This is a genomic window from Domibacillus mangrovi (assembly GCF_001906925.1).
GTDB classification, from domain to species: domain Bacteria; phylum Bacillota; class Bacilli; order Bacillales; family Domibacillaceae; genus Domibacillus; species Domibacillus mangrovi.
Genome location: NZ_MRWQ01000005.1, coordinates 47,147 through 65,528, shown reverse-complemented (window position 1 = coordinate 65,528; position 18,382 = coordinate 47,147). Strand labels below are relative to the sequence as shown.

Here is an 18,382-nt window from a genome sequence, read left to right as displayed (position 1 = left end):
CAAATGGTGAGAGGAATAGAGTCCCTTTCTTTTATCCGTAATACACCATGGCCCGTTGTATCAGCCAACGTTCAAGCCGTTCTTCAGCAAAGTCATATTCTACACCAAACGTTTGAGCAATAATGGAAATAGCTACTTGCTTATGATCTGTTAATTCAAGTTTTTCGAGCATAAAAGTCGGAACACAAAAGTGCAGGGCAAAGCTGTTGGCCTGCCATTCCTGCATTTTTAAGAAGAAGGGAGGGAGTGTATATTGATTACCTGCGTGACGCAGCAGATGACAGAGCTCATGGGCAAACTCCTGCCATTGCACAGCAGGGGAGAGATTTTGATTTAGCATGATAAATGAAAATTGTTCATGTTCTATGCACTTGCTGATGCCGTCAATATAATCAATGACAATACCAAGCTTTGTAGAAATTTCTACTAAGTTTAGTTGTTGAGGATGGTGGATTCCAATATTCGTGTAGAGGTTTTGAATAAAATCTTCTAAATGTGTTTTTGTATAGACCAAAGTGACCGCCTCTTTTCCAATTTACATATATGGGAATATACGTTTGGTGGAAAGTATATAACATATTAATGCAGAATAAAAGGGAGTGGCCTTAATTTATATTAAAATTTATCTGAATTGGGAAATTTACAATAAACCTGTAAGTATTAACATTTAATTGATTTTGGAAAATCTATTACAAAATTGTAAAACGAAAGGTATAATCAAACTATGAAAGAGAGGTAGAGAGAAAATGAAAAAAACATTCGCTTTTTTATCAAGTGCTGTGTTAGCGCTCGGTATTGCAACACCATTTGCGGAAGCAGCATCATTTAAAGACGTACCGGATGGTTATCGTTTTTATGAAGAAATTGATTATCTATCAGATGCTGAAATTATTACGGGCTTTCAGGATGGATCCTTTAAACCGGATCAGGCCGTAACACGTGCGCAAGCTGCTATTTTAATTGGCAAAACGTTCGAATTGGACGGCACGAAACGGAAAACATCCTTTTCTGATGTTAATTCATCGAATACAGCATCGGGCTATATCGAATCAGCGGTAGATGAAGGGATCATTTCGGGCTTTCCAGATGGCACATTTCGTCCAGGACAAACGGTGTCACGTGGCCAGCTAGCAATCTTATTAACACGTGCGTTTGAGTTATCCGATTCTGCGTCCGTTACGTTTAAAGACGTTTCATCCTCGTCAGCTGCGTATCCATACATAGGAAAAATTATTGCGGCAGGCATTACAGCAGGCTATCCAGACAATACATATCGTCCTAATACAGCTGTCACACGCGGTCAGTTTGCGGCATTTATGGCTCGTGCATTGGATCCGTACTTTATACCAGGTGAAATATTGCCGCCGTTTAGTGTGAATTTCCTTGATGTCGGACAGGGCGATGCTATTTTGCTAGGCTTTCCGAACGGTAAAAACATGCTAGTGGATGCAAGCCGAAGTGATAATGCAGTTAAAACGGCTCTTGAGGCGCTAGGTGTTTCTTCTATCGATACATTTGTGGCCACACATCCGGATGCAGATCATATCGGTGGTGCGGATTATGTCATTAAAAACTACGGTGTTAAATCAGTGATCGATTCTGGGCAAGATCACACAACGCAGACCTATCTAGATTATTTAACAGCGGTTCAGTCAAAAGGTGCAGCATTTAAATTGGCACAAGAGGGGCAGAACATTACACTTGATCCAACAGTTACTGTTAAAGTGCTTCATGTAGACCATGCTGCAACTGACTTAAATGATGGGTCCATTGTGCTTATGGTCAGCTATGGTGAAGTTGATTATCTTTTGACTGGTGATGCAGGCGTTGAAGTAGAAACTGCATTAATCAAAAAATATGATTTGGATGCAGAGGTATTGAAAGTATCTCATCACGGATCTGAAACAGGCACATCACAGGCGTTTTTAAATGCAGTGGATCCATTAGATGCAATTTTGTCTTATGGCGAAACTAATCAATACGGTCATCCAGATTCAGTTGTATTGAATCGGCTCTTGAATTCTGGAGTGGATGTTTGGTCAACACCAGAAGGCACGGTTGAAACATGGACAGATGGACAGGACATTTACTTCGAACAAGATAATTCAGGGACTGTCCCAGCTCCGGAACCAGAGCCAGAGCCAACACCAGAACCACCTGTTCAAACAGAATTTGCTAACTGTACTGAATTACGCGAAGTATATCCAGACGGCGTAGCAAAAGGGCACCCCGCTTATCAAGATAAAATGGACCGTGATAACGACGGCTGGGCGTGTGAACGATGAGAAATGGCGTTTACACGATTGATTCTATTGAAAAAGGTCAGGCAAAGTTGCTATGGCGAGAAGATGAATCGGTTGAAGAGTTAATGCCTATTGAAAAACTTGGTGACGCAGCAAAAGAAGGGGATTTGGTAAGAATTGAATCGTCTGAAACTGATGTGAAAATTGAGTTTTTAAAAGAAGAAACAGAAAGTATAAAAGAGAAAATAAAAGCGATCAAAGAGCAGCTACTCAAGCGTAATCAATAAATAAAGGTTTTTTAGATTAAAACAAGACCCATCTCATAAAAGTGAGATGGGGAGAAAATTTAAATCAAACTTAATTCTGGAAATTCATCATATGTTTGTTCATCTAACTCTCTGCCGTAACGGTGCTTTTGCACGCCGCCCCATTGTTTAAAAAAGAAGGCAACCTGTTGATCTTGACATTGATCACGAATTGAACGAACCCAATCAGCTTCCATTGGCCTTGCACCAGGTCCCGATTCCCCACCTACAATTACCCAATGAATATTACTCAACTCTAAATCCAAAGGACCTAAAAGTGGTTCGCATGATAAAAAGCGAATGTGGGCAGGCACTTGCTTTAAACAATTCATACGCTCAATAACACGCTGATTTTCAATGCTTGTTCCCATCCAAATATTTGGCGTGAACGTAAGATGAGATGAGAGTTCAGCAGCGCGTTCTGGGCGCTTGGTGAGCACTTGATAAGAGTGCTGCGGTGTTTCATTCATTGTTTGAAACACCTTTTGGATAAAGTCTAATGGAACATCTTTATGAAAAAGGTCAGACATGGAATTAACGAATATTTTTCTGGGTTTCACCCATCTACGGGGAACATCGACTAAATCTGGATGGAGGGTAACATTAAATCCATTAACATAACGTGGATTTCCCATAGCAGTTAGTCGTCTGGCCATACGTTCAGCGTAACAATTTTTGCATCCTTCTGAAACTTTTGTGCAGCCTGTTATCGGGTTCCAAGTGGCTTCGGTCCACTCAATATTTGAATTTCCTGCCATAAAAACCACTCCTTTAGATAATTGTAACATAAGTGTGGTTTAGGAACAACTGTTCTTAATTAAATTTTACCATGCATCCATCCGGATAGCTCATTGGTTTTTTGCGATTAGTTGCTATTAGTAGTCCTTCTTTTTCAAGGAGCTTTAATGATTGTTTCATATAATTTTCGATTGGATAAATTGTTTGGGTTAATACGAATTCCTCAATAAATTCAATACCGACCTGGCGTTCAGCAAAATTTTCATATATTAATTTGGATAAATCTTGCCTCATGGTTTCATCTTTAACTTCCTTAACAAATTCAAATTCAATCTGATCGGCTGACTTTTTGTCGTTAAATAAATATAGGCCAGTGTCATCAACTTTCCACATTTGTTTTTTCATCAGTTTCAATCCATGAGTACTTTTTGTTGAGTAGAAAAGGAACATTTTTGTTCGGCCATTCTTTTTAAATTCAAAATTCAAAACGTATTTCGCGTCACTTTTTTCAAGCAATTGACGTGAGTAATAATCCACTACTATCTTTTTTCTTGCATCTTTCTTATGATCACCAATTAAATCTTGTAGCTCTTGAATATCATCTACTCCAAATAAATTACTGTATGTTTCCATTAATTTGGGACTATTTTTAGTTGTTACAAATCGATTGATTTCCTCAAACATGAAATTGAACAATAATTCTGCCTTTTCATTAGATAGATACTTTTCAAACAATTCAAAAGGCGTATCTTTGAATCCAAACGGATCAACAAAACAGAAAGAAGGAATCAAAGTTTGACCTGGTTTTATATCATCCAATAGATCTTTGAATGCGGTTGCGAAAGTATTATTTATACATTGGATTGCGATGGTTGGATAATCCGGCAATCTTGCATAATCTTCTTCATCAAATTCCGCCTGCCAATTATCAATGATAGTTTCTTTTAACTTGTTATAGTTATCTTTGTTACCCTCAATAAATATAAGTGTAATGGAAGGTTGCTTCCAGCCATTATCATCACATTGATCACAAAATTCTGTAGCTGCAAGTAATAATTTAATCGGTGACCCTAGTTCACCATCTTCATAAACACCTGGACCAGCAAAACCATCAATAACTAAAGAGCGGCTCATACTATATGAACCTAAGTTAATCTTCCTCAGCCAAGGAATAAAATAATTGTTGAGAATTTCCACCTTTGCATTGCTATGTTTTTGCAGGGCACCAAAGAATTGATTTGCCATCCTAAACTCCTCCTTAGAGTAACCTTTATATTTATAGAAAGCTCATTATGAGCGATCGACCTATAAAAAGGATCATTGTTTTTTGTTTAGTCCAATTGTTGTGGTCCAATTTTTGAATTGCATGTTATAAAAGTTCCATCATAGTTTAATGATTTCTACATATCATGAAAAATGCAACAATATATGGAAAAAATAAATACAAGCCGTAGCTTGTATATTTATTAAGACCTCGTTTTTTGCACACTTCCAAAGCCTGCCACCTTTCCGATATCTTCCTGAAAAAAGAGGGAAGACGATGCTAATCTTATAAATTAGTACTCACACCTAACACCGTCACCATCACGATCAAGGTGAGGTCCATAACCAGGGTCACCAGCGTATACAGGAGCAGCACCAGCTGCTTGTGCTGCGGAACAGTTATCATAAAATTCAGGGGTAGTAGAAGAGTCAGATGAAGGAATATTCTCCGTTTCGTCAAATAACTCCGATGGTGTGCTACTTACAGTGCTAGCTGTCGCACTATTTAAACTCACGACTTCCTCGGAAAGGCTGTCTCGCTCAGCAGTAACAGTTTCATTTTCTTCCGTTAAGCGGGCAACTTCCTTCTCAAGTGCAGTGATTTCACTGGTCAAAGAATCTTTTTCTGAAAGAGCTGTTGCTTTCGTTTCTTCTAATTTTGTATTAAGTTTTTCAGCATCCGTTACTTTTTGAGTTAAAGTTTGAATCCCTTCTTTTAAGGCGGTTACTTCATTATAGTGACTACATGTTAATAAACTAATTAAGTACATTTTCCTATATAAACAAGGAAATTCCTACTATTTCTCTTCGACAAAAGACGACAAATAATGTCATATCAATTCTTTTTACCTAACAATATAATGGAATTAGACCTATTATCTAATATCCAGGTATGACGATATTTCTGATGAAACGATTCAAAGTTAAATGGAGAATTTAATTCTTTAAAAGCAAAATATTAAAAGTAATCAGTAAAAAAAGTACCAACCACTATCCGGGTACAGATTTTTAAAGGAGCGATTTCTTTGGTAAAACCACTTGAGCAATATCAAATATACGATCGAAAAGACGTTCACGATGTATTCGATCCATTAAGCAATTTCACGCCAGGGACGGGAACTTGGGGCTTGCAAGGAATTGTAAAAGTGCCGAATAGAGAAAAAGATTACGTTTTCTTTGTAACGTTTGGTCAAAAACAGGCTGATCATTCATTTGAAGAAGAGATCACGGGAGATGGAATTTTAACTTGGCAATCACAGCCTAAACAAACGTTGGCAAACTCTCAAATTATAGATTTCATTAACCATGACTATTTGACAGAGAATATCTATCTTTTCTTACGCACTAGCCGGTTAAATCCTGTGACTAAAAAAGCTCAGCCATTTACATACTTAGGCAAGCTGGCATACGTTACACATGATATAGAGCGGCAGCAACCGGTTCATTTCAAATGGCAGATACTTGATTGGGATGCTAACGCAGCTTTAGGTAGCTTAGACAATTTAAGCTTAGCGTCAACTTTTATTGAAAAAATTGAAGAAGAGGAAAGATCATCCGTATCGAATCAGCTATCCTTTTCCGAGCCTCCAGAACCTGTAGAAAGAAGAGGAAGTAATACGAGAAGGTTCCAGGGGAGACATGTAGATTTTGCCGAAAATACATCTAAAAATAAAGCACTTGGGCTTCAAGGGGAAGAACTTGTGCTAGTGTGGGAAAGACAATTTCTAATTGATGCTGGGCGGCCAGATTTAGCTGAAAGGGTTAGCCACACTTCAGTGATTGAAGGAGATGGAGCGGGCTATGATATCTTTTCATTTTCATTAAGTGGAGAACCAAAGTACATTGAGGTGAAAACAACGACAGGCGGAGAAAGAACTCCATTTATGATGACAATTAATGAATTAGCATTTTCACAAAAAGAGCCTGATAATTACGTATTATATCGCCTATATAATTTCAACAAACAAACTAATTCTGCTAAATGTTATATCTTAAATGGTGACATTTCAATGCAGAGAGAACTAGTAGCAACACAGTTTAAAGTTTATTGAAACTGCTCGCTTGTTTCATGTTTTCATTTTGGTGCAGCTGCACTATTTGTTTTTTTGAAATCAAGGGTGAAGGTACGGCGTTCTCGCTTCGTCATATTTTTGGCTCTTCATCTGTTTTAGGTCAAGTGTACGTGACCTTAATTTTTCTGTCTAGATAATGTAGACGGTCCAGACACGCATAATAAGCATAAGGGCTTCCATCTATATACACACTGGTTATAAAGGTTATAATGGATTTTAACATAACCAATAGAAATAATTGAATTTTTGACAAAGGAGAAGCTAATGGAAACAAATAATTCGCCCCTCTTTATACCTGAGGCATATGAAGAGGGATTAAATCAATATAGGATAGAAGAAATTGAAAATAAAATGGAAATTTTGCAACGTAATTGGATTAGAAACATGGATATATTAAAAAATAAAACAGAATCAGAATTAAAGTCCCATTTTTTTGAGGATATATTTATTAAAATTCTTTCTTATGAACCCATAACTTCTGGAGGGGACTCTTGGAATATTAATATTGAAAGCTCAACTGAAGTCGATTCGCAAAGAGCCGACGCAATTTTAGGATATTATACAAAAGACAAGGTTAGTAATAGAACATTAACCGTTATAGAGATAAAAGGTCCTGAAGTAGACCTTGATGTTCCTCAAAACAGGTCTAAAAAAAATTACGGTACTCCAGTTGAACAAGCATATAACTATTCTTTTAAACACGATGGTTGTAAATGGATTATCGTATCAAATATTTATGAAATACGCCTTTATCAAGTTGGCCGTTCAACTGTATATTATGAAGCTTTTTTACTAGAAGAATTAGCTGTAAATAAGAATTTATTTAGAAAATTTCATTTTTTGCTTTGTAAAGCGAATTTGTTAGGGGCTAAAACTAATGAGCTGAGTGAAAAAGCCTACAAAAAGCTTGAGAAAATTACTAGTAAGTTTTATCAATTATATAGTAATACACGAATTGAATTATGGAATGCCTTAATTGAAGAAAACCCCTCATATGACCATTTATTATTGTTGGAAAAAGCCCAGAAAATATTAGATAGAGTAATTTTTATTTGTTTTTGTCAAAGTAGGGGATTACTTAAAACAACAATACTTAATGAATATATTGATGGAGCAGAAAAGATAGAAAAGGTTAACATATGGAACTATTTGAAAGGGTTATTTAGAAGTATTGATGTAGGTGACAAAGCCCAAAATATAAATCAATTTAACGGAGAGCTGTTTAAACACGATCCAGTATTAGATTATTATTTAGAAATCCCTGATAGGGTTTTTAAGATGATAAAATTATTAGCCAATCATGATTTTAATAAAAATCTTAATGTTAATATCTTAGGGCATATATTCGAGCAGTCCATATCTGATATCGAAGGCTTAAAAAAGAACGATAATACTAATAAAAGAAAAAGTGACGGGATCTTTTATACGCCAGAATATCTTACTAAATACATAGTAGAAAACACATTCTTGCATTGGATTGATGATAAAAAACATGAGTTAGGTTACAACCAATTAAGAAATTGGAAAGATACTGAAACAATATCCGGCAGAACAAGAAGAATAAATAGCAATTATGAGTTTTGGCAAAAATACTCATTAGTATTGGATAATATTAAAATTATAGATCCTGCCTGTGGGAGTGGTGCATTTTTAAACCAAGCATTTGATTATCTAATAAAAGAGAAAGAATTTATTAATGCACAAATGAGAAGTTTTGATGTTTTAAAAGGAATTGAGCCAAAAGAATATGAAGAAATTCAGGCAACATTTCAACAACCTCAATTTATTGATTTAAACTTAGACAAAAATATATTAAACGGAAATTTATTTGGAGTAGACCGTAATCGTGAATCAGTGGAAATTAGCAAGCTTTCTTTATGGCTTAATACAGCTAATCCTAATAAAAAACTAACGAATTTAAATAATAATATTAAATTTGGAGATTCCTTAATAGAAGATCCCGAAATTGCTCGTGATACTGCATTTAGATGGGCTAACGAATTTAAAGAAGTAATTGAAACTGGTGGTTTTGATATCATTATAGGTAATCCACCATATGTCTTGTCAAGAGGCAATAACTTTTCAAGACAGGAAAAAGATTACTTTTCTAAAAAGTATCAAATGCAACAAGATAAACCTAATACCTATTTGTTGTTCATTGAAAGAGCTCTACAACTTCTTAAAGAAAATGGCTATTTGGGTTTTATTGTACCTAACTCTTGGTTAGGTATTGATTCGGCTACTGAACTCCGTAAATACTTATTAAAAAATACTGTAATAAAATCTATTGTTAATCTTTACGGAATAAGTTTTCCAGATGCGAATGTTGAAACAGTAATAATCATACTTCAAAAGAAAAGTCCTAAAAATAATGTTGTCTCTGTGAGCAATATTATGTCTAAAAAAATAAAGTTGAGTCATTCCTCAGTAATTGAAATACCTCAAAGTAATTGGCTGAAGAATAGAAATTATATTTATGATCTTATTAGTGATGAAGAAGACAATCTAATCATTAATAAAATAATAAAGAGATCCAAAAAGTTACAAGAAGTTGCTGAGCCTAAAACTGGGCTACAAGCTTATGAAAAAAACAAAGGTAATCCTAAGCAATCAGAAGATGATGTTAAAAATCGTATTTATGATTATACATATAAATATGATAGTACGACCTACCCTTATTTAAATGGAGGGGATGTAGGAAGATATAGCTTGGGTTGGGGAGGTGACTGGCTTAAATATGGAGAATGGCTGTCACAACCGAGAACAATTGAGATTTTTAGCGGGGGAAGAATACTAATTAGAGAGGTAGTTGGGTCATATCCAAAATCAATTTTAGCGACGTATGTAACTGAAAAATACCTTAATAATAAAAGTATTTTAAACATCCTGCCTAAAATTAATGGATACAACCTTAAGTATATTTTAGCTGTGTTAAATTCTAATGTAATTAGTTTTTATTTTAAAAGAAAAGCTGTAAAAGCAAATAGAACCTTATTTCCCAAAATAACCAAAGGTGACTTAGATGATCTTCCAATTCCGATTGCTACTGAGAACGTCCAAAATGAACTGGCAGAGCTTTCTATGGAATTGATAAACTTGAATAAGAAATTTAAATCAATATTAAATACATCTCATAAAATAATTATAGCTGAATTTAATATTAAGATAACAAAAGCTTTAATCAATTTTCATAAACTAAATTCGATGGAATTTATAGCTGAAATTAAGAAACAAAATAAACATTTTTCTTTGTTGGAAAAAGGGAATGAGTTATTTGAATGGTTTGAAACACAGCAAAAAGAAATAAAAAATGTAGAAGATAAAGTAAATATGGTTGAAAATGAAATAAATAAAAAAATATACGACTTATTCTTTTTCACGCCGGAAGAGATTAATCTTATAGAAGGTTACAATTTAGGATAAAAAATTCCAGGTACAATGCAGTAATAAAAAATCTACTAAACGAAGAGATTGGCATTAGGCTTGTGTGACATATAGGTTCTATTTTTACAGGGGGACAACCTGGGGACAAAGTCAAACAAACTATCCCCAATTGGAACAATTTGAACGGATATTCTTATGCGTTAAAACTTATAATATCAACGTTTTCAGTTTAAAACTGTTATAATCTTACTCACATAATGACCTTGACAGGGTAGAGGTCACTTAAGGACAACTGCTGTTTAATTTTAGTGTTTTTTTCTACTCAACGTTACAATAATTTATAACTGTAAACTAAAAAACTCTTATTAAAATAAGCTAAACCCCGAATAGTGGACACTTAACAATGCCCATGTTCGGGGTTGTTGTTTTTATTAAGCTATTGAATAGGAGATTATTCGTCGCAGCGTGTTTATTTATTAAGACCTCGTTTTTTGATAACTTCCCAAATCTGCCGCATTTCCTCTAGCTGGTCCTCAGGTGCTTCTTTCATCTCTTTGAAGAAGAGGTTAAGGTTCGGATCTTTAAAGAACTCCATCATTTCTTTTTCGTCGTCTGTCGCTTCCGGAATTAGGTTATCTGTTAGTCCATAAAGATAATCCACTGATGTTTCAAAAAGAGTAGCAATCTTAGTGACTGTTTCCATAGGTGGTTGCTTGGTTCCATTTTCATAGGCCGTATACGTGGTACGAGCGACACCTAAAATTTCTGCGACATACCCTTGAGTATATTTAGAGTCTAACTCTTTACGGTTTTCCCGCAACATTTTTAATCGTTTTGCAAAAATCATCATAATAATCTTATCCTCCTTGAGGAATATCTCTTAATTATAATGTTACTTAAAGAAACTTTCTTTAAAATGTTCTCAAAAGAAACTTTCTTGTTGACTTGTTACTTAAAGGAACATATAATGAGGTTAAGATAGTTCCTCAAAGGAACAAGGAGGTGAGGAAATGGAACGTAAATGGTTGAAAGATATGCGCGATAAACGAGACATGACACAAGATGATGTATCAGAGCAAGCTGGTATTTCACGAAGCTTTTACACACATCTAGAAAAAGGTAACAAAAACCCGAGTGTGAAAGTCGCTAAAAGTATCGCAAAAATACTAGCTTTCGATTGGACGCTTTTTTTTACAAATGAATGTTCCTTAAAGGAACTAAATAAGGAAGTCAGCTAGGAGGCGACAAAATGCCAGTCGCAAAACGAAAAATGAAATCTAAGAAAAAAATAAAAGCATCCAGTACTGAATGGAGCAACGTGAAAAGTATAAAGTTGGACCGACTCATTTTCGAACGCAAGAAACGAAAGTTGAGTCAGTCGGATGTTGCTGCTGAGCTAGGTGTTTCGGTAGCAACAATCTCACATATTGAGAATGGGCGAAGGAAGCCGAATGCTGATGTCTCGATTGGACTTGAAATGCTCTTTGATTTACCATATGAAATTTTGTTTCCGGATTATTGAGAAGCTTAATTTAATCATAACTTTTTACTCGTACTTTCAAAATATAAGGTTTCGTACAAAAGGAGGGATGAGGATGATTTCAGTTTCAGTAGATGAAGCAGCATTGATGGAGATTTACCGTGAAGAAGTACAGAAGAAGCTAGATAAAGCAAACAAAGATCTTGTGCTCTGGGATACATCGGAGTTGAAGCGACGTGTATGCATGAGCTGGAACACCATCCAAGAAAACTTCTTTTATGATCCACGCTTTCCGAAGCACAAGATCGGGTGCAAGTGGTATTACCCAGCAAAAGAGGCAGAAGCATTCTTGCTTATTTGGTTCGAGGAGCAACGTTTAGCAGGTAAAAAGAGGAGGAGTTTAGCATGACGATTGGCAGAAAGATTGCAGATGCAAGAAAACGGACAGGGCATTCACAACGATCACTTTCAGAAATGGAAGAAGTGGCTGTCTCAAAAGAATCTATAGCAAAATACGAGACTGGCACGCGAACGTTCCCAAAAGATATGTATCCACGAGTGGCCGGCGCATTAGATGATCCTCAATTTTACTTTGAAACATGGCAAGAAACGACGGGGTACGTAAGCATTCCATATTTTAATGGAGCGGTCATTGATCGTCACCCAGCGGCAATGGTTCATCTTGTTAAAAGTGAAACGATTGAAGCGATTGATCAGGTTGAAATGATGTGTTGGTACAAACCTTCAGAAAACAGAACAGAGCATGAGAAAGAGGATGTTCGTCAAACCATAAAAGAACTCCTGGATGCTGCTGCAAGCATGATTAACTTAGCTGCTGAACTTTGCAAAGATAACGATTTTTCAATGAAGAGTCTTTTCAGGGAATGGCGGGCCAGTTTGAAGGCAAGGAAGTATGAACGATGACAACTGAAATGAAAGAAAAGATTTGTGCACACAGTCTTATTTATCGGATTGAGGAGCAGCTTGTTACTGGAGATATTGTAGAAGCGAAACGCTGCACGGTTGATCTATTAAATAGTTTACGGGAGTTAGAAAGAGTACAAGAGAGACGTAAACATCAGAAGAAAATAGATGACATGATTCAAAAGTTACAAGAGCACGGAGTACTGACAGAAAGGGTTGTGTGGAATGGAAGAACTTCTATTAAAAACACTGTTTAACTTGGACTGGATCGTCCTCACGTTTGTCCTTACAGCATCGGCTTACTACTGGGGTATGGCGACAGGAGAAGGAAGAGCAGAAAGAAGACAAAAATAAAGACGACACGCTTTTCCAAGTGGTCGTCAGAGAAATCCCAATTGAAGAATATTATACCATACTTTCTAAAGATGGGCACTTAAACGGTGCTCGTCGATAGCAATCGGGCCAGGTTTCCCCTCGTACCTGTTCCGGCTGCTATCGATGGACATCATCCATCAGAGAGAAGGTGAAAAAGATGAAGAATGGCAAAAAGCCATCACGTGCTGCAAGAAAAGTCATCCTATCGTACGGTTTGAGTCCAAACAACTGGCTGATCAGCAAGAAGCATAATGGCATGTATACACTTGTGCATCGTCACACTGAACAAGTCAAGGTAATACCAATGGATATCGCAGTTGAAAAAATAGGTTAAGAAGAGGAAACATGATGAACCATCCAATTGTTGATCAAATTGAGCGGACAGGCTTTCCAGAGTATATGCGTGAGATTGAAGGAGATACACCTGTTGAGGACATGTTTGGAGACGAAATCATGAGTAATGATATTTACTTCATTATGAAAGATGGCTCAATTGTACTCGAGCAAAATCTTAGTGAATATGCAGTCCAGTTCATGGACGCTATTGAGAAGCAGGCAGAAGCATGAAAAAACCCGCTGTCGGAGGCGGGCCGTTAAGAAATTATTTAATACTCATATTGTACTGCACATTAAAAATTGAATCAAGGGAGTGGATTTGATTGGCAAAGAACATGAATGCCATTTCAACGTTGGATTTATCTCGGCATGACTGGTTGATGGAAAGAAGAAACGGAATTGGGGGGAGCGATTGCGCCGCTATTGCTGGTGTCAATAAGTACAGCTCGCCGATGAAAGTCTACCTTGAGAAAACGAATCAGATTGAATCTGAAGAAATCTTTTCAGTCAATGATCAGGGCGGATTTGAAGAAGGCAGTGAAGCAGCCTACTTCGGTGTATTGAATGAAAACTTGGTTGCACAGGAATTTTCCCGCCGTACGGGATTGAAAGTACGGCGTCGAAACGCGATCTTGAAGCATCCAGAATATGAGTTTATTTATGCCAATGTAGATCGGCTGATTGTCGGCAAGAATGAGGGACTCGAATGCAAAACAGCTTCCGAATACTTAAAAAGCGAATGGGAGGGCGATGAGATCCCGGCTTCCTATCTGCTTCAATGCCAGCATTATATGGCTGTAACAGGATATGAAGCATGGTGGATTGCCGTTCTCATCGGAGGTAATAAATTCATTCATAAACGCATTGAGCGCGATGAAGAATTGATTACGTACCTGATCAACATTGAAAAAGAGTTTTGGGAGAACTACGTGATTCCAAATAATCCACCGGCCTTTGATGGATCCATTGCTTCAAGTGAATTGCTCAAGGCGATGTATCCGCAACATGAACCCGACAGCACAATTGAATTAACATCTGATCTTCAAGTGTATATCGATTCTTATAAAGCATTGGAAGAAGACTTATCACAAATTAAAGAAAAGATGACGGAATGCCAAAATGTTCTGAAAGGTGCGATGAAGGAAAATGAAACAGCCTTTATTGGTGAGCAGAAAATCACCTGGAAGTCACAGGTTTCAAATCGCATCGATTCAACCCGACTGAAAAAAGAACGCCCGGACATTTTTGAACAATATATCAAACAAAGTATTTCCCGCCCTTTCAAAATTAAATAACTGGAGGTTTTACCGTGGCAACGAACAAAACGATCAAAAACGAGCTGGCGAATAAGCAGCAAAATGCACCAGCAAAACAAGTCACACCTGAGCAGTCACTAAACGGCTTATTAAAACGAATGGGGCCTGAAATACAGCGGGCTCTACCAAAACACATGGACGCAGATAGAATGGCCCGTATCGCTTTAACAGCTGTAAGGACTACACCAAAGCTTCTGGAATGTGATCAAATGTCCTTCCTAGCAGCAATCATGCAATCAGCTCAGCTTGGTGTAGAGCCAAACACAGGGCTTGGACAAGCGTACTTAATTCCATACGGAAAGCAGGTTCAATTTCAGCTGTCTTATAAAGGCTTGATTGATCTTGCCGTCCGCAGTGGTCAATACAAAGCGATTTATGCTCATGAGGTGTACGCCAACGACGAATTGGTCTTTGAATACGGTTTGTATAAAGATTTGAAGCATGTTCCGGCCAGTATTCCAGAAGGTGAGCCGATTGGTTACTACGCTGTTTATCATTTGCAAAATGGCGGTTTCGACTTTGTGTACTGGACGAGAGAACGCATTGATCAGCACGCAAAGAAGTTTAGTCAGGCGGTTCAAAAAGGATGGACAAGCCCGTGGAAAACCAACTACGACGCAATGGCGAAGAAGACCGTCTTAAAAGAAGTACTGAAATATGCGCCAAAATCCATTGAGTTTCAAAAAACAGTTGAAGCAGACTCGACGATTAAACAAGAGATTGCGCCGGATATGAGCGAAGTGATCGATGTGCAGCATGAGTTAATTGAAGAACCAGAGACATCCGTTGAACCAGAACCAATGCAAGAAACGAAAAAGCCGTCAGCAAAAGACATGGACTTGGATGCGATTCAAATTTCAGACGACGATCTTCCCTTTAAATAATGGAGCTGGATATTCCATCGTTCATCAGACAGTTGTCAAAAAGCAATGAAGATTACATCAAATGGGTGAAGGGCTATTTCAAGTCCTCTCACCCGCATTTAGAGCTCGTAAGGATAGAAAAGAAGGCGGTACTTAGAAAAAGATAAAGGCGGTGAATACGTACATGCAGGGCTGGATAAAGCTCCACAGAAAGATACTCGACAATGAGCTGTGGTACGACGTTTCGACGTTCCGTTTGTTTACGTTTCTACTACTCAAGGCGGCACATAAAGATGGCGTGAAAGTGAATGGACATGTATTAAAGCAAGGGCAGTATATTCGGTCGTATCGACTGCTTGCTCATGACCTTTCTTACAAAGAAGGAAGGGGCTTAAAACAGTACTCAACAAGCACCGTAAAAAGGTGTTCTGCTAAATTGATTGAAAACGGAATGATCACTGTAGACGAAACGGAACTAGGAACACTGTTTACCATCATTAATTACGCGTCCTATCAGCATTTATCGAACGAAGAAGAAGAAACCCAGAACGGAACCAAGAACGTTAATAGAACGAACCCAGAACGAAGTCCGAACAATAACAAGAATGTAAGAATTAAAGAATTAGGCGTAGTAGACACACGTGAAGAAAATAACCATTCTCAAATCCAAAGTGACGGGGCGCCTGTAACCGAAAATAAAGTATCACCGGAAGTTGAGAGAAGAAAAAACAAGCTAGCCGAGTGTTTTATCAAAGTGAGAGGTTCAGGTGTTTACTTAAAAAATGACGAACTTTTTGCTATCGAAAAAGCAGTCGAAATGGACGTGCCAATTGAAATGTTAATGACGTGGGTTGAAGAAATCGTACTGGAACACAATTCAAAATGGCCATATGACAAAGTGCAGAATTTTAAGTTTTGTGTGCGGAGTCTCAACAAGCGCTATCACGAACATAAAAACCAAAACATCGTTCAATTTGGCAGTCAGAAGCCGAAAACGAAAGAATCTATTTCAGAACGAATGGCTCGATTGAAACGAGAGGGACGTATTCCAATGGGAGGTGAAGGTTCATGACACTTGAGCAGGTCGAACAAATTTTGAATACCATTAATGCTGCTTATGCCCGTTTTGAAGTAACCGATGAACGAATGGTTCTCTGGACAGAATTGCTTCAAGATATGGATTACGAAAAAGTGAATTACCGGTTGAAACAGCATATTAAAAACAATAAATTCCCGCCGTCGATTGCGGAAATATCGGTTTATGAAGCACCGAAAAACGAGCATCTAGAGAAAGTGAAGCAGTGGGAACGTGAAGGGGCTGAACGGATTGAGAGAGAGAAAAACCGACCTAAACCACCAAATCCATTCGCATGACGTTTATCAGTCGGCAGAGGTAGAAGGTACGGTGATCGGCTCCTTCTTCCTTGAACCGGATCTGGCATACGAAACGATATTGACCATAGAGCATTTCACGTTGTCAGCGAATCGAATTATTTTCGGAGCGATCAAAAAACTGTCCGAATTGAATACGCCGGTGGATGTACAAACGGTTACGCATCAGTTAGTCAAGGACGATCAGATTGAAAATGTTGGCGGTGTGCGCTATTTGGCTGAAGTAGCCGGATCTGTACCGACTACAGCCAATTTTCCATACTACCAGGCAATTTTAATTGAGCATTATAAGCAGCGACTCATGACCCGTGCCGCATCGGATTATTTGTCCAATCCGACGGAGGAAGCAGCTGAAAAGCTATACAGCACCTTCATCGAGGCGCAGGAAATAGGACGGAAAAACGAGCAATCGAAAACGGACGTCTTGTACGAAATTCATGAAGAAATGTATGAGGATGCTGGTGAGTTAACGGGGATTTCGAGTGGCCTGCATGAACTGGACAATATGACAGGTGGGTGGCAAGGCGGCGATCTTATCATAATTGCTGGACGCCCGAGCATGGGAAAGACTGCGTATGCACTTGGGTTAGCAAAAGCCTGCTGTGAGAACGGTGGCGTTGCAGACATTTTCTCACTTGAAATGCCGCAAAAACAGCTGATCAAACGATTCCTTTCGAGCATCGGGAACATCAACGGTTTGAAATGGCGAAACACATTCAAATTGTTCACGGATAAGGACAAGCAGCGGGCCAAACACGCGATGGACGCTTATAACAAATGGGATATTTATATCCACGATGATTCCCGACAGACCGTTGCCGACATCCGTGCAGTTGTCAGGAAAACAAAGCGGGAACATCCCGATCAAAAGCACATCGTCGTGATTGATTATCTGCAGCTCATTACACAAATCGGGAAATTTGAACGGAACGATTTAGCAGTCGGACATATCACAAAAGAGTTAAAGCAAATGGCTCGTCAGTTTGACGTACCCGTGCTCCTTCTCAGCCAATTAAGTCGAGCAGTTGAACAGCGGCAGGATAAGCGGCCGATGATGTCAGATTTACGAGATTCCGGATCGATTGAACAAGATGCTGATATTGTTTCGTTTTTGTATAGGGATGATTATTACGACAAAGAAAGCTCAGCTAAAAATATCGTGGAAGTCATTCTGGCCAAACAGCGAAACGGTCCGATTGGCACAGTCGAGTTGGCCTTCATAAAAGAGTATTCACAGTTTACGAATATCGAGAGGAGATATGGCGATGAACCGGCATGAAGTCTTTGAAACATTGAAAAGGTATCACGCTTTGACAGGAAAGGTGATGACGAGTGAACAAATGATATTAGCAGTCGGTAATACAAGTCCGGTTGAATTGATTAGAGGCATCCGCATGTTTGACAAATATCTGGACTTGCAAAGAGGAGGAGCCGCGTGAACGAAATCAAAGGCTATAACGAATTAACCGAAGCTCAGCGTAAATTGCTTTGGCATGTGCAACGAAAGCATTTGTCGTCAATGAGCCCAGGTGAGCGTGACAAATACGGAACCGGTAGCATGACAAAAGTGAATTGGAACGCGCAGGATGCTTGTGTTGAGGTTTATTTTACAGACGGAAAATGGTGGAATTATGCTTCTGATGGAACGTGGTATTGAAGAAATAACAAATAACTTAATTAACAATGTGCAA

23 protein-coding genes are annotated in these 18,382 nt (G+C 38.0%); 18 read left to right on the top strand and 5 right to left on the bottom strand.

Annotated elements, in window-relative coordinates; genetic code table 11:
* Window positions 1–31: 31 nt before the first annotated feature.
* A complete protein-coding gene (locus tag BLL40_RS05435) occupies window positions 32–514 on the bottom strand; it encodes an ImmA/IrrE family metallo-endopeptidase (RefSeq protein WP_073710915.1) in 483 nt (160 codons plus the stop codon).
* Window positions 515–746: 232 nt separating this feature from the next.
* On the opposite strand from BLL40_RS05435, the gene BLL40_RS05430 reads away from it, so the two are divergent.
* Window positions 747–2,285: an S-layer homology domain-containing protein gene (locus BLL40_RS05430; RefSeq protein ID WP_073710914.1), complete on the top strand. Its 1,539-nt coding sequence runs from the start codon at window positions 747–749 to the stop codon at window positions 2,283–2,285.
* A complete protein-coding gene (locus BLL40_RS05425) occupies window positions 2,282–2,530 on the top strand; it encodes a DUF3006 family protein (protein ID WP_073710913.1) in 249 nt (82 codons plus the stop codon). The genes BLL40_RS05430 and BLL40_RS05425 overlap by 4 nt, the downstream gene beginning before the upstream one ends.
* Before the next feature lie 59 nt (window positions 2,531–2,589).
* On the opposite strand, the gene BLL40_RS05420 is transcribed toward BLL40_RS05425, so the two are convergent.
* The 3 genes from BLL40_RS05420 to BLL40_RS17620 form a co-directional block, all read right to left on the bottom strand.
* On the bottom strand, window positions 2,590–3,306 hold the full coding sequence (locus BLL40_RS05420; protein ID WP_073710912.1) for a DUF5131 family protein: 717 nt from the start codon (window positions 3,304–3,306) through the stop codon (window positions 2,590–2,592).
* A gap of 55 nt (window positions 3,307–3,361) precedes the next feature.
* Window positions 3,362–4,531 (bottom strand): three-Cys-motif partner protein TcmP, encoded by a 1,170-nt coding sequence (gene tcmP / locus BLL40_RS05415; RefSeq protein WP_073710911.1) that lies wholly within the window; start codon window positions 4,529–4,531, stop codon window positions 3,362–3,364.
* A gap of 311 nt (window positions 4,532–4,842) precedes the next feature.
* A complete protein-coding gene (locus BLL40_RS17620; protein WP_083566335.1) occupies window positions 4,843–5,319 on the bottom strand; it encodes an excalibur calcium-binding domain-containing protein in 477 nt (158 codons plus the stop codon).
* 255 nt (window positions 5,320–5,574) lie between these two features.
* Between BLL40_RS17620 and BLL40_RS05405 the strand changes: the two genes are divergently transcribed.
* A complete protein-coding gene (locus BLL40_RS05405) occupies window positions 5,575–6,600 on the top strand; it encodes a DUF3427 domain-containing protein (RefSeq protein ID WP_073710910.1) in 1,026 nt (341 codons plus the stop codon).
* Window positions 6,601–6,885: 285 nt separating this feature from the next.
* Window positions 6,886–10,044, top strand: a complete 3,159-nt coding sequence (locus BLL40_RS05400; RefSeq protein WP_073710909.1) for an Eco57I restriction-modification methylase domain-containing protein — start codon at window positions 6,886–6,888, stop codon at window positions 10,042–10,044.
* Between the two features lie 430 nt (window positions 10,045–10,474).
* On the opposite strand, the gene BLL40_RS05395 is transcribed toward BLL40_RS05400, so the two are convergent.
* Complete coding sequence (locus BLL40_RS05395) at window positions 10,475–10,855, bottom strand: helix-turn-helix domain-containing protein (protein WP_073710908.1); 381 nt, start codon at window positions 10,853–10,855, stop codon at window positions 10,475–10,477.
* Window positions 10,856–11,015: 160 nt separating this feature from the next.
* Between BLL40_RS05395 and BLL40_RS05390 the strand changes: the two genes are divergently transcribed.
* The 14 genes from BLL40_RS05390 (at window position 11,016) to BLL40_RS05335 (ending at window position 18,348) form a co-directional block, all read left to right on the top strand.
* Window positions 11,016–11,243, top strand: coding sequence for a helix-turn-helix transcriptional regulator (locus BLL40_RS05390; protein WP_073710907.1), 228 nt, complete (start codon window positions 11,016–11,018; stop codon window positions 11,241–11,243).
* An 11-nt stretch (window positions 11,244–11,254) separates the two neighbouring features.
* Window positions 11,255–11,527 carry a helix-turn-helix transcriptional regulator gene (locus BLL40_RS05385; RefSeq protein ID WP_073710906.1) on the top strand — a complete coding sequence of 91 codons (273 nt, stop codon included), beginning with the start codon at window positions 11,255–11,257 and terminating at the stop codon, window positions 11,525–11,527.
* 73 nt (window positions 11,528–11,600) lie between these two features.
* Window positions 11,601–11,894 (top strand): group-specific protein, encoded by a 294-nt coding sequence (locus BLL40_RS05380; protein WP_073710905.1) that lies wholly within the window; start codon window positions 11,601–11,603, stop codon window positions 11,892–11,894.
* Window positions 11,891–12,409, top strand: a complete 519-nt coding sequence (locus tag BLL40_RS05375; protein ID WP_073710904.1) for a helix-turn-helix domain-containing protein — start codon at window positions 11,891–11,893, stop codon at window positions 12,407–12,409. The genes BLL40_RS05380 and BLL40_RS05375 overlap by 4 nt, the downstream gene beginning before the upstream one ends.
* Window positions 12,406–12,666, top strand: coding sequence for a hypothetical protein (locus BLL40_RS05370; protein ID WP_073710903.1), 261 nt, complete (start codon window positions 12,406–12,408; stop codon window positions 12,664–12,666). The genes BLL40_RS05375 and BLL40_RS05370 overlap by 4 nt, the downstream gene beginning before the upstream one ends.
* A gap of 275 nt (window positions 12,667–12,941) precedes the next feature.
* Window positions 12,942–13,118, top strand: a complete 177-nt coding sequence (locus BLL40_RS17520) for a DUF6906 family protein (protein WP_173799899.1) — start codon at window positions 12,942–12,944, stop codon at window positions 13,116–13,118.
* A gap of 11 nt (window positions 13,119–13,129) precedes the next feature.
* Window positions 13,130–13,351, top strand: a complete 222-nt coding sequence (locus BLL40_RS05365; protein ID WP_143180089.1) for a YqaI family protein — start codon at window positions 13,130–13,132, stop codon at window positions 13,349–13,351.
* Window positions 13,352–13,455: 104 nt separating this feature from the next.
* Window positions 13,456–14,415, top strand: coding sequence for a YqaJ viral recombinase family nuclease (locus BLL40_RS05360; RefSeq protein ID WP_073711247.1), 960 nt, complete (start codon window positions 13,456–13,458; stop codon window positions 14,413–14,415).
* Between the two features lie 14 nt (window positions 14,416–14,429).
* On the top strand, window positions 14,430–15,320 hold the full coding sequence (locus BLL40_RS05355) for a recombinase RecT (RefSeq protein WP_073710901.1): 891 nt from the start codon (window positions 14,430–14,432) through the stop codon (window positions 15,318–15,320).
* Between the two features lie 163 nt (window positions 15,321–15,483).
* Entirely contained in the window at window positions 15,484–16,371 is an 888-nt protein-coding gene (locus BLL40_RS05350) for a hypothetical protein (protein ID WP_073710900.1), read from the top strand.
* The gene (locus tag BLL40_RS05345; protein ID WP_073710899.1) at window positions 16,368–16,673 is read left to right on the top strand and encodes a replicative helicase loader/inhibitor; all 306 of its coding nucleotides are present in this window, start codon (window positions 16,368–16,370) and stop codon (window positions 16,671–16,673) included. The genes BLL40_RS05350 and BLL40_RS05345 overlap by 4 nt, the downstream gene beginning before the upstream one ends.
* Window positions 16,627–17,970: a replicative DNA helicase gene (dnaB, locus tag BLL40_RS05340; protein WP_245797900.1), complete on the top strand. Its 1,344-nt coding sequence runs from the start codon at window positions 16,627–16,629 to the stop codon at window positions 17,968–17,970. The genes BLL40_RS05345 and dnaB overlap by 47 nt, the downstream gene beginning before the upstream one ends.
* Complete coding sequence (locus BLL40_RS17515; protein ID WP_173799898.1) at window positions 17,957–18,130, top strand: hypothetical protein; 174 nt, start codon at window positions 17,957–17,959, stop codon at window positions 18,128–18,130. Before dnaB ends, BLL40_RS17515 begins: the two co-directional genes overlap by 14 nt.
* A complete protein-coding gene (locus BLL40_RS05335) occupies window positions 18,127–18,348 on the top strand; it encodes a hypothetical protein (RefSeq protein ID WP_073710898.1) in 222 nt (73 codons plus the stop codon). The genes BLL40_RS17515 and BLL40_RS05335 overlap by 4 nt, the downstream gene beginning before the upstream one ends.
* The last annotated feature ends 34 nt before the right edge of the window (window positions 18,349–18,382 follow it).